9 protein-coding genes are annotated in these 12838 nt (G+C 51.4%); all 9 read right to left on the minus strand.

Translation table 11 applies throughout. The features are described from left to right. Positions 1–80 precede the first annotated feature (80 nt). The 9 genes from NST84_RS24595 to NST84_RS24635 all read right to left on the minus strand — a co-directional run bounded on the left by NST84_RS24595 (position 81) and on the right by NST84_RS24635 (position 12386). Complete coding sequence (locus NST84_RS24595; protein ID WP_342562728.1) at positions 81–2435, minus strand: S-layer homology domain-containing protein; 2355 nt, start codon at positions 2433–2435, stop codon at positions 81–83. Between the two features lie 1080 nt (positions 2436–3515). Continuing rightward, complete coding sequence (locus tag NST84_RS24600; protein ID WP_342562729.1) at positions 3516–4013, minus strand: hypothetical protein; 498 nt, start codon at positions 4011–4013, stop codon at positions 3516–3518. A gap of 78 nt (positions 4014–4091) precedes the next feature. Further along, a complete protein-coding gene (locus NST84_RS24605; RefSeq protein ID WP_342562730.1) occupies positions 4092–4838 on the minus strand; it encodes an ABC transporter permease in 747 nt (248 codons plus the stop codon). Further along, the gene (locus NST84_RS24610) at positions 4838–5620 is read right to left on the minus strand and encodes an ATP-binding cassette domain-containing protein (protein WP_342562731.1); all 783 of its coding nucleotides are present in this window, start codon (positions 5618–5620) and stop codon (positions 4838–4840) included. The genes NST84_RS24605 and NST84_RS24610 overlap by 1 nt, the downstream gene beginning before the upstream one ends. After that, entirely contained in the window at positions 5601–6614 is a 1014-nt protein-coding gene (locus tag NST84_RS24615) for a MetQ/NlpA family ABC transporter substrate-binding protein (protein WP_342566515.1), read from the minus strand. Before NST84_RS24615 ends, NST84_RS24610 begins: the two co-directional genes overlap by 20 nt. Before the next feature lie 248 nt (positions 6615–6862). After that, on the minus strand, positions 6863–7963 hold the full coding sequence (locus NST84_RS24620; protein WP_342566516.1) for a Ger(x)C family spore germination protein: 1101 nt from the start codon (positions 7961–7963) through the stop codon (positions 6863–6865). Beyond that, positions 7956–9044 carry a GerAB/ArcD/ProY family transporter gene (locus NST84_RS24625; protein ID WP_342562732.1) on the minus strand — a complete coding sequence of 363 codons (1089 nt, stop codon included), beginning with the start codon at positions 9042–9044 and terminating at the stop codon, positions 7956–7958. The genes NST84_RS24620 and NST84_RS24625 overlap by 8 nt, the downstream gene beginning before the upstream one ends. 4 nt (positions 9045–9048) lie before the next feature. After that, a complete protein-coding gene (locus NST84_RS24630) occupies positions 9049–10470 on the minus strand; it encodes a spore germination protein (RefSeq protein WP_342562733.1) in 1422 nt (473 codons plus the stop codon). Positions 10471–10613: 143 nt separating this feature from the next. Further along, entirely contained in the window at positions 10614–12386 is a 1773-nt protein-coding gene (locus NST84_RS24635; protein ID WP_342562734.1) for a cellulase family glycosylhydrolase, read from the minus strand. Positions 12387–12838: the final 452 nt, after the last annotated feature.

The following is a 12838-nucleotide window of genomic DNA, read 5'->3' on the forward strand; positions in this document are numbered from 1 at the left end:
AAATAAAAAACCGGCAGCTTTTCCAGAAGAAGAACTGCCGGTCCTGTACTCAGCCGCCGGGGCAAGATCCCGGTTACTGCTTACATGTATTGCTGGCCTATAGCCGTATCCGTCTTGCCCTGCAGCTCCACAAGCTTCATAATAACGGCGGCTGCCTGAGCTTTGGTTACATGCTGCTGCGGATTGAATTTGCCGTTCTCGCCCTGGAGCAGACCCAGCCGTACAACAAGTGCTACAGCGCCTTTATTCGTAACAGATGCGCTGTCGCTGAAGCTGGTAACTGTAGCGTCATTGTCCAGGAAGGCGGACAGCTTGCTGTATTTCAGGAAAGAAGCCAGCAGAACCGCCAGCTGCTCACGGGTCAGGCTCTCCTCCGGCTTGACTACCTTATCCTTATCCAGCCAGCTGCGGCTGACGGAGTAATTCACAGCCTTATAATAAGGGCTGTCAGGGCTGACTCCGGCAACTGTCTGGCTGTCCAAGCCTGTAGAATATGACGTATAATACGGCGTTGAAGCTTTAGCAATATAACCCAGCCAGTCACCCACAGTAATTACCTGATCCGGATTTACTTTACCGTCAGCGTCCGGCGTAATGACCCCGTATTTCAGCAGCTCAGTCAGCTGCTTTTCTGCGGCATGTCCTTTAATATCCACCGCACTGGCTGCAGCAACGTTCTGTCCGATCAGGTTGTAATCGTACAGGGAGAACCAGTTGCCGGTCTGGGCATTCAAGGCCTCAAACGGCTTGGTAGTATCAACTAGTGCCGGAGAATAGACCAGTCTGACCTTAAGATCTGTGTATCCGCCGGTGGTGCTAAAAAAGCCCCCGGTTGTACCGTATTGCAGCTTCAGGGTGTATAGGTTCAGGTATTTTTGCAGCGCTTCAGCTTTGGTGACTACCGGCGCCGGCTGTTTGGTAATTTTACTGAAGGAAGCCGCCCCATAGTTCGCATACGTCTGCAGCTTGCCATACAGGTCCAGCGTAACCATAATCGTGCTTTCACTTACCGGAAAACCGTCGAAGTAGCGGAGGAATTCAAACCGGAAGCCTTTATCGTTCGGCAGAACGCTCCAGTTTCCTCCGTGCTCGGCCAGCTTCAGGCTGCTGCTGGCCTGGTCGTACAAGCGGTTAATCAGCGACAGGGCCTGTTGCTTGGCTTCCGCCTGGCTCAGCTTCTTGCTTCCGGCAGGAGCCGCTGTTGTCTGCTGCGTGGTCTCTAACGGATAGTTGTACTGCTCAAGCTGGAACTGGAGCACTTCACCGGTTGTAGCGTTCACCTCTGCATAGGTGCGTCCCGGTATTCCGGAAAAGGCGTTCTCCGCTGTATCACCCCAGGCCAGTGTCCACACCTTCTGCTTGCTGTTCTGGTAATTGGTAGAGAGCGTCTGCCAGATCAGCTTGCGGTTCGCCGGAATGGCCCCTACCTTCTGCACCTGCTTGACCGCTTCATCGACGGTGAGCTCCTTGCCGCTGGTTACCGGCTTGAAAATATCCTTACCGGCCGGTACAGCTTCATAAACTACCGGAGCAGAAGCATCACTGCCTTCATTATCAACCCGCTTGCCGGTCTGGGCATCAATCGGATACAGCACTTCATTCTGAGGTCTCCAGCTGAGCACCCAGCTGTCCACTTCGCCTTTTTTGAACACAGGGGTGTAATACAATGCGACATCGAAGCTGTCCTTAAATGTCTTCTCTGCCTGTGCCTGGGTGACTGCAGGTTTCGCGGACGGATACTTCAGCCCGGAGGTTGATTTATTGAACTGCATGACATTGCCGCTGCCGTCTACAGTAACCCGTACGGAATCACTGGATGAAGGAAGTCCGTTAACCAGAAGATTGAAATAAAAGGAATACTGCACAGGACCAAAAAGTGCCGAATCATTCGCAATTACATTCTCATCCAGCTGCAGATCGCTGCTCTTAAGCGTTGGCACCGCCTGGGAAACGAAACTCTTCGCCTTCTCCAGTGCCTCTGCCCGCGACACCTTAGGCGGATAGAAATTATCCGTCTGCCCCGCAAACGGGAAATAAAGATATGTAGAGATCAGATCTCCTGTCATGGCATCAACTTCACTGGAAAAACCATAGCCTGAACTGCCAATCTGATAATTCCACTGGATATTCCAGACCAGCTGATTCGGATTCTGCGGATAGGAATTGCCGGAGCCCAGTTGCGTGTTAGAGACAGTAGCATCTTTCAGAACAGGGAACAACACCTTCAGCTTCGCCACAGCCTGCTCCTGGGTGATTTTTGCTTCTGCCGGATCAGGTGTCTGCGCTGCGGATGCCGGTGCTGCTTGTACAGTAACACTGGAACTGGAATCTGCAGCAGCGGCTAAACCGCCGGGCAGCATTAACGCGACCGCCACCGAAGTAATCAAAGCGGCTTTGGCAGACTGTTTAATAAAGGGTTTCCTGTCGTTACTCAAAAATATCTCCTCCTCAAAGTTTTGTTAGCGTAAGCTTCCTAGACATCCTTCGTACAAAACTCGCTTCGGAAGCATCGGCTTAGTTTTGTTAGCGTAAGCTTCCTAGACATCACTTCGTACAAAACTCGCTTCGGAAGCATCACTTAGTTTGGTTAGCGCATGCTTCCTAGACATCACTTCGTACAAAACTCGCTTCGGAAGCATCGCTTAGTTTTGTTAGCGTAAGCTTCCTAGACATCCTTCGTACAAAACTCGCTTCGGAAGCATCGGCTTAGTTTTGTTAGCGTAAGCTTCCTAGACATCACTTCGTACAAAACTTGCTTCGGAAGCATCGCTTAGTTTGGTTAGCGCAGGCTTGGGTTCGTAGGTAATAGACTCTGCTGTGTCAGCAAACGCTTACTTTCTGTTCGAATAGAAAACGCCACTCCCCTAAATTATAAACATTTATACATAACTTTTCCATATTTTATTTATGACAGGAAATTTCAAGGACATGCACAAGCCGACCCTGTTCTTTCAGATCTGCCAAAAACAAACCCTCAGCCCGCCAGCCCGGCCGTAAACCCCAGATCAATCTGCCGGCCCCAGCCCGAGGTCTGAAGATATGGATTCGCCAGGCCGGTAGACAAATTGCCTGAGGTTGTAGCGGTAAATCGAATTGTCCGTGCTTACCGCCGAGGACATGTAATAGCTTAAGGAGAGGAAATCCACGAGATTCTCCTGCAGAATCCCCTCTTAGCCGGGCAGCATTTCAAAGCGCACCCCGTGCTTTTTCAGAAGCCGCTGAATATAGGAAGGATGATAGCCTCTGACCTGAACATCGGAGCAGAACTGGGCCATCTGGTTCTCGGCCTGGGCTTGCGTACATCCTCCGGACGGCAGGAATACAGGTAGAGCAGCTTGCGGGCCAGCATGCAGCCGATGCTAAACTGCGCGTTAATCTCGCAGCCCCGCAATAAGACTGCTATAACGTTACTCGTTAAGACAGCATTTAGTGAGGCTCGTAGTGTGCAGGGTAGGAAGCGCCGCCTAGCTGATCCACCTCCTTAGCACATACTTTTAGTACGCCCCACCTCCCATTCACGGCGTTAACGGTATTTTCCCCTTCATTTCGCCCATCCGGCCACTCCGAGCGGAATCAAGGGCATTTTCGCCCTTCATTTCGCCCATCCCGCCATTCCGAGCGGAATCAAGGGCATTTTTGCACTTCATTTCGCCCATTCCGCCATTCCGAGCGGAATCAAGGGCATTTTTTCCCTTCATTTCGCCCATTCCGCCATTCCGAGCGGAATCAAGGGCATTTTTCCCCTTCATTTCGCTCATCCGGCCATTCCGAGCGGAATCAAGGGCATTTTTCCCCTTCATTTCGCCCATTCCGCCATTCCGAGCGGAATCAAGGGCATTTTTGCCCTTCATTTCGCCCATCCGGCCACTCCGAGCGGAATCAAGGGCATTTTTGCCCTTCATTTCGCCCATCCGGCCACTCCGAGCGGAATCAAGGGCATTTTTGCCCTTCATTTCGCCCATCCCGCCACTCGAGGCGTAATTAAAGGCACTTTTCTCCCTCCTATCGCTCATCCCGCCAATCCCCCCGCCACCCAATACAAAAAGACGGCCCCTCACCGGGCCGCCTCACATGACACATTATATTTACTTTTAACGCCGCCATCTCATAAACCTGTAATCCAACAGGTCCACCAGCAGGAACAGCACGAAGCCGACCAGGCTGAACAGCATGATGCCCGCGTACATCTCCGGGTAATCGAGCCGCAGCCAGGCATCCATAATGAAGAAGCCCATGCCATGCTCCGTGCCGTAAATTTCGGTGAAGAACAGCACGGAAATGGCGGTGCCGAGCGACACCCGGATCGTGCTGAGAATGACCGACAGCGCGCCCGGCAGCGTCACATTCCAGAATTTCTGAACGGAGCCTGCGCCGATGCTGGTCAGCACATCATATGTAGTTTCGGGAATTGCCTTGATCCCGTCGCGCACAGAGATGATGATCTGGAACAGCAGGATCAACATAATCATCAGCACTTTGGACGTTTCACCAAGCCCGAAGAACAGCATCACCACCGGCAGCAGGGCAATCTTCGGAATTGGATAGGTCAGATAAACGACCGGATCGAGCAGTTTGTTCCAGAGCGGCGAGCGCCCCATCAGCAGTCCAATCATCAGACCGGCGATCAGCGCCAGCAGCACACCTTCAAAAATCCGCAACAGGCTATAACCAACGTTCAGCAATACCTCATGGCCTTCCAGCTGAAACATTGCCTTATACACAGAGCCGGGAGACGGCAGAATCGGATGGTTCATCAGCAGATAGACGATGTACCAGACCAGATTCATGCCCGCAGAAACAAACAACAGCCGCAGCACGTGGTTAATCCGCTTATTCATCACCATTTCTCCTGCATTACCTTTCTGATCACTTTCGTCTGCTCAAAAAACTCATTGCTCTCCCGCTTCGCCTCATGCCTCATACCGAACACCGCAGTATTGTCGAGCACCTCAAGCTCCGTCCGCTTCCCGTTGCCTGCCGGCAGGATAACAATCTTTTGTCCCAGCAGGATCGCCTCGTCCACATCATGGGTGACGAACAGCGCCGTTGCCGGATGAGCCAGCCAGTTATCCAGGAAAATCTGCTGCAGCGCCTCGCGCGTCACGGCATCCAGCGCCGAGAACGGCTCATCCAGCAGCATGATCTTGGGTAAAATCGCAAACGCCCGCGCGATCGCCACCCGCTGCTGCTGCCCGCCGCTCAGCGAGAGCGGATAACGGCCAGCCAGATCAGCGATTCCCATCGCCTCAAGCCAGCTCATAATCCGCGCTTCCCGCTCACTTTTGTCTGCCGCGGCAGTCCCGGTAATCTTCATGGCAATCCGGATGTTATCCCGGACTGTCTTCCAGGGCAGCAGGCCGTAGTTCTGCGGCACAAGCCCGATCAGCGTATCCTTGTCATGCACAGGCTTGCCGTTGTACAGCAGCTCCCCGTGATAGCCAGGCAGCAGGCCGGCAACCGCCCGCAGGAGCGTTGATTTACCGCTGCCGGAAGGCCCGATAATCGTATAAATGCCGTGCTCGGGCAGCGTCAGATTAACCTCTCCGAGCGCCACCTGGCCGCCTTTATACTCGACTTGCAGGTCCCGGATGCGGAGTCCGCTATTTTCCAAACTGGACATCGGAGATCACATCTGCAGGCGTAATGTCTTTGGTCAGCAGCCCGGTTTCCCGCGCCCAGGCAAAAGCCGCCTCTACTTCCTTCACATCCACCTGGTTCGCCGGTTCGTACGCAGGCACTGTGATCTGATCCTTCAGTGTTTCCGGGTAGCCTACTTCTTTGATAATAAGATCGATATATTCCGATTGGTCATGGGACTTCATATACTCCACCGCATCATCATAGGCAGCGTACATATCACGGATCGCCTGCGGTTTGGCATCAATTACACTTTGCGGAAAAGCGAACACGAACGGGTTCATGCCGGCAGTGTGAGTAGAGCTCAGCACGCGCAGGCCGGAGGTTGTACCCATCGTCACGAACGGCTCAGGCAGCACAGCCGCATCAGCTTTCTTATTCTTCAGCAGCTCAAGCCGGGTCGGAATCTGCGGTACTTCGCTGACGGTAATATCCGCTTCGCTCAGTCCCGCCTGCTTCAGCATCATCGCTACCGTATATTGAGTGGAGGTGTTTTTGGACAAAATTACGGTTTTGCCCTTCAGATCCTTCACATCCTGAATCTCATCATTACCGGTCAACAGGTCGAATTCACCGGTTGTTGTGCTGGTAATTTTTACGTCCAGTCCCGCTTCGTTATAAATCGAGATCGCCACCAGATCGGCGCTGATACCTTCTACCTTCCCGGCCTGGAATGCCACGTCGCGGTCCTTGGCGCTTTTAAAGGTCTGGATATCCAGGTTAACATTGTGCTCCTTGTCGAAGCCCTGCTCATGCGCAATGATGAACGGAATCGCATCGATTGAAGGCAGCAGACCCAGGGTTACTACCGCCGCTTCCGCCGGTGCCGCCGTTTCTGCAGCTCCGCCCGAATTCGCCGGATTCCCGGCATTGCTGCCGCTTGCTGTATTGTTATTGCCGCAGCCCGCCGCAACCATCCCCACTGCAGCGGTTAGCGTAAACAGCATCATAAGGTGTTTCCAGTTCTTTCTTTTCATCAATCTTCCTGCCTCCAAATCTCTCTGATATATTTCCTTGCGCATATTTTCACATAAGGGCATAGAGAAGCCTCTATACCTCCCACGTCAGCGTAAGTACTGCAATTTTACACCCATTGTCTCATTTTGTATATTTATAAATTTAAATACTAACTCCTGCTCACGCCAAAAAAAGACGATAGTCCGGCCACCGTAACGGCCCTGCACTATCGCCTTATCAACCAGAAATAATAATCCCGGCAGCACACTCAGCTATACTTTCCGTAATCTTTAATGGTTACTTTGACATGACACTCCACTTCGATCTGCGGGTAGACCTCCCTCCAGTTCAGGCTCGTCCATTCCTTGTAGCTAAGGCTGTTACGCACATACCGTCCGATTCCCAGGGCATCCGTCTTCGCCTGCTGCATCTGCCGGATCAACTCCTCTGCCTTGTCTGTAATAGACTTGGATATTTGCGCTTCCAGCTTATGCCGGGTCCCGCTGTCACTCAGCTTCTCCTCTCCCGTATATTCAAGCACCGACCCCTGCACGGAAACGGAGAGATCAACCTTGAACCGGCCTTCTTCCAGCCGGTGCACCTTAACCTTGCGTTTGCCCGCCAAAGAGCTGAACATGGCGGTTAGCGGTTTTCCGTTCTCCTCGCCTAAATTTACGGTCGCTTCACCCTGCTTGAGATCATCACGGAATAGGGCAAAAACAATACCGTCCTCCACAGGTATTTTCATGACATACTTATCCATCTGAAACAAAGCAATTCCATCAACAGCCACCTTTTTCCCCGCATCCCTCACTATAGGTGCCACAGCATCAACACCATCATCGTTGTAGTCTCTGGAGAACTCATAAAGTGTTGTAGCCGGAACACTGTTACCCATGGATTCCTTTTCCAAAAGGTGTGTGATGTAACGCCCGGTATCTGAATGAGGCTTGTAGGTTTTGGACAGTAGCTCTCCTGCATCTCCCTCCACAATGGTTACGCTGACTCCCAGCGCTATGGACGGATCACGCAGCAAGGTGTCGATATAGTCGCCGATGCCCGCTTGGGCCAGCGTCGTTCCGAATAAGGTTTCCCGGAGCTGCCCGCTGACTACCATCAGGTCCGTTTGCCGGGAAAACTGAAGCCTGGCCCCTTTGATACTGTCACTTTCAGCAGTCAGCAGCTCGCGGCGGACCGGAGAATCCGGATCAATAACCGGAACGCAAGAGACCACCTTGAGCTTGTTATTATCCAGCAGATCATAGCTCGACGTCTGCACCATACCCAGATCTTCAAGTATCCGTTCATCTCTTTTACAGCCGGTTAACAGCAGCAGCAGGATTACAGCAACTATCTTCAGTTTACCCAGTAGAGGCGCCTCCTTTTTTCTGAACCAGCAAAATCAGAATGAGCAGCATTGGCAGACCAAAGGCAATCCCTGTAACGGCATAACCTAAATTCATGATCCAGACGTTTACCTGATCCAGCGTTTTAGGGATAAAGGAGATTAAGTAGGATATGGAGATCAGAATGAGCAGCAATATTTTCATATTTAGTTTCGGCATCATCCGCTGGGCCGTTATCTGCGCAGCCCACCAATACATCACCAGCGTGATCAGAATCAGGAAGAGAAAAAAGCCGTAAAGCAGGTTCTCCAGCCGTTCAATAAAAGGGAACTGGATATAAGCCAGCAGATCAAGCACGGGGTACAGCAGTTTTTTTAACTGGCCCAGACTGTAGAAGCCGAAACAGATCAGCGTCAGGCCAAGATAATTCAGAGTCAAAAAAAGATTTCCGGCATATATCCCAAGCATCGACTTTTTATTTTTGTTCACATATGGAAACAGGAAAATGGACAATTCGTAGCCTAAAAAAGCTGAATACACCTCGATTGCCCCTTTTACCTGATCATGGCCGCCCTTAAGAAGGAACGGAGTGAACCGCTCCCAGCGGAAAGAGGGAACGAACCAGACCAGCAGTAGAATCATCCAGGCTGCCATCCAAAAGAAAAGGGTAGCCGCTTTGGAAATCCCCTGAATCCCCTTGATCAGCAGCAAGAAGGCCAGTACATCGATAGCCAGCTTGAACATCATTGGATTGGTTGACGGAAAAGACAGCATCTGAAAGACCAGCACATATTTTTTGCCGATCATACAGCCGAATATCAGCCATGTACCTGCCAGCAGCAGATAAAAAGGATACAGCAGCAGCTTCGGAACCGACTGCTCCAGAATTGCAAATACAGAACGCCCCTGCCCGAGCCGGAAAACCAGCGTGATCAGCCATATATTAAAGGATGACAGCAGGAAGCAAGGGATCAGGACAAGCCAGCCGTTCGTTCCGAAATAATCCGCCAGGCTTCTCGGCAGTGTAAAAAGCACCATTCCCGCCTGTGCCATATAGGTAAGAACGGTTATATGAAATGGGCTGATCTTCTGCTGCATAAGCATATGCCTACTTTCTGTTTTTTTGCCGGACCAGGTTAGCCGTTTTTGTCTGCGATGGACGGGTTCTCAGCGAGGAAAAAGGCGCCCGGATAAAAATGTCTTTCCAGTCTTTGGGCTTCATAGGTGCAACGGGAGTGATATAAGAAGTTCCCAGACTGGTTAGCCCGGACAAGTGAATGACAATCAGTGAAATTCCCATGACCAGACCCATATTGCCCCAAATGCCGGTAAGAATAATGACTCCAAAACGGATCAGCCGGATCGAGGCGCTCATCATATAGCTGGGGATTACAAATGATGCAATCGCCGAGGATGCGACCGCAATAATCAGCACATTACTGGTCAGACCCGCCTGAACCGCCGCCTGTCCAATGACAATACCGCCTACGATACCGATCGTCTGGCCGATTTTAGTAGGAAGCCTGGCCCCTGCCTCACGCAGCAGCTCAATCATAATCTCCATCAGCAGCGCCTCATATACTGGCGGAAAAGGTACCCGGTTGCGTGATTCAGCCAGCGTCCTCAGCAGCGCTTCCGGAATCATCTCATAATGGAAGGTGGTCACGGAGACATACATCGCCGTAAAAGTTATCGTAATGATCAAAGCCAGAAACCTGAGCAGCCGCAAGGCCGTGCCAAGCGCCCAGCGCTGGTAGTAATCATCAGGAGAAGAGAAAAATTCAAAAAAGGAAGCCGGAGCACTTATCGCCGTTGGACTGTTATCTACAATGGCAATTACCCGCCCGGCAGCCAGCTTGGATACAACAACATCCGGCCGCTCGGTCGTCAGGAACTGGGGAAATACCGAATTGGGCTGGTCTTCAATGAATTGGGTCAGCTTGCCGCCATCGTTCAGCTCATCGGTTTCGATTTTCCGGATGCGCTGCTCCAGATCTTCAACCATGTCCATATCTGCAATTTCTTCTATATAGAGTACATACACAGCCGTTTTGGATATTTCGCCGACCGCATATTTGCGGACTTTGAGATGCGGACTTTTGAGTCTGCGGCGGATCAGGGACAGATTTGTAGAGGCCGACTCGACAAAAGCATCATGGGGACCTGCAATAACGGTCTCCGTCTCTGACGACTGTACACTCCGTTCTTCCGGGCCGGAAATATTCAGTAAGTACATGCTCTTCCGGTGAAAAACAGCCACATTGCCGTCCAGAATACCGACAACTGCCGTTTTGGGATCACTCATCTTCACAAATTGTGACTGCTGCAGCATTCTCTCAACTTCAGGCAATTGAATGCGGGAAAAAGGCTCGAGGATTTCCTGAGTGAACAACGTATTGTCCACACTATGCTGGAAATAGACAAGGTCCGCCGCAAGCTCCGGAAAGCTCCGGTGTTTCAGATCGGCGCATTGGTCGAGTTCCTGCAGAATATGGTCAAGTGTAAGCTCTTTAGGCTGATTTTTCCCCATCACCACCGCTCCTTCCCCTGCACTCAGATTCCGGTAGTATCTCCAGATCTTTCTTGGATATTTATAACGACTCAGGTTTTCAGGCAAAAAAAAGCCCCCTTACCCGGTTAGGGTAAGGGGGCCTGGGCTGCGTGGCAGTTAAGCTAGAGCGCTACACCGCTAACGGCGGTTCCGCTCTTCGTCATTTTATAGCTGACAATTTCACCGCTCCAGAAATGGAATTTCAGAATCACTTCACCGTCGTTAACTTCCTTGAAAAAATTCTCTGTGAGGTTGATTTCCCCCGTGCTGTAGGAAGGGCTGAAGGTATATGCGAACTCCTTATACGGTGTCCAGTTTTGCGGTCCGGCGTTGCCGCCTGCGGCATACACGGCTTCCATGGTTGCCAGGCTGTCACCGTTAAATGCAGCCGGAATCTTAAAGGATGTGGTCGTTCCGGTTGCATTGTTTAGCTTAGGTTTAGCATAAACAGTCAGCTTAAACGTCCAGGCCGCACCTTTATTAAATTTTGCTGCAAGAGTCGCATTCACACCCAGCTTCCCTGACTTGTTGAGGCTCTTCAGCTTGGCAGCCTTGATCGTCAGCTTATTGCCGCTAAGAGTATAATCGCTTCCTTGCTTCAGCTTGCTGCCGGCAACGCTAAGCGAGGTGAGCTTGTTTCCGTTCAGGTTCAGCAGGATGGAAGTATCCTTGACCGCAGCACCCTTTTCAAGATAGATCAGATCGCTTTCAGCAGTAGCCGAGCGTGTAGTCCAGCTGCTCTTGATCATGGTGAACAGCTGCGCATCGGACCACTTATAGGTTGTACGGCCAAAGTGCTGCCCGTTGTCCCACAGCATGGACGTAATCTTTTTCTCCTTCAGGTAATAGCCGAGGAATTCAAAAAACTTCAGCTTCTCCCCCTGCTCAATTGCAGCCGTACTCTGGTCGAAGCCCAGCAATCCGTACTCACCAAGGATGACCGGAATGCCTTTGGCGGTAAAGGTGGCGTGTACCTTGTCAAAGGTCTGGATAATGTCATTTTGCGTATCAGCGTCGAATTTCGTGTAGCCGGCAATATTTACACTAAACGGCCAGAAGCCGTAGTAATGCACAGTAGCAATCAGATTAGGATCCTTCAGCCCGGTTATCGTCTGGTACAGCACATCCATCCGCTCCTGGGTCGGGGAAGATTCCAGCGATGGCAAAACCAGCGGCCGGACGGTATTTTTGCCGCCTGAGCTTCTGACGATGCTGTGGAAGGACTTGTTCAGCTCGTTCAGCATGGCGGTAGCCTTTGCTTCATCTGTAGTACCGCCGTCAGTGAACCGCGGTTCGTTAATACTCTCAAACATCAGCTTATCCGGGTAGTTCTTAAATGTGGCAGCCACCTGTTTCCAGACTGCGTTGTAGCGGGCCAGCACCTCATCATGCTTCTGCTCCATCCCGCTGACCCACAACCAGGAGTCATGGTGGACATTGATCATGACATACAGCTTCTCGGCAAGCGCCCAGTCCACCACCTGCCGGACTCTGGCCAGATAAGCAGCTTCAAGGGTATAGTTCGGAGCCGCACCGATGTGTACGTCCCAGGTTACGGGAATGCGGATGCTTTTAAAGCCTTGGTCAGCGATTTTCTTGATCAGCTCTTTGGTAACCTTCGGGTTACCCCAGGAGGTTTCGTCGGCACCCGTAGCATCAAGCGTATTACCCAGATTCCAGCCGGGCTGCATCGCATCAACGTAAGTCTGCATAGCGCTTGGCTTAGGTTTCTTGGCTGCTGCTGCGGATACGTCGGGTGCTATAAGCGCAAGCAGCAGGAATGCGGTTAATGCGAGCGGCAGCAGTCTGGTTAGTGCGCTTCCTGAGAATTTGGGTAGCAGGCGTGACGAAAACGCGGATGTTGAATGTGATTGCAATGATTTCTTCTTAAGCATGAGTACGTTATTCCTCCCTTATGAATGAATGATCATTGTCCTTAGGTCCCCCCGGAGCCTGGTACACCTGTCACCTCCGCTGCTTATATGTAAACACTCCAATGTAAGCGTTACACTTGGAAACGTTTACTCAAAAGACTATAGCATTTTTCCGCCATAGGAAAAATCCCGATTATTAGTGGAAAAATCCCGGGGGAATTATAGTTTTTGCTGTTGAGTGGCTGGTGCTGTAGTATATATAGCTGCACGATGTTACTCAAAACCTATACACTATGAGAATAGGCGGAAGTTATAACGCACTCGATAGCTGATTGCTTATTCCTCTGGCGCCACTGCCGGGCATGGAGGTATCTAAGCGGATTTTGGCAAACTAATCTCCTGCTAACTTTGTTCGAACGCAAACTATACGGGGTTTGACACACTAACTTCCTCTCGGCCCGGCCTCAGGCTGA

The organism is Paenibacillus sp. FSL R7-0345, assembly GCF_038595055.1.
GTDB lineage: Bacteria > Bacillota > Bacilli > Paenibacillales > Paenibacillaceae > Paenibacillus_AQ.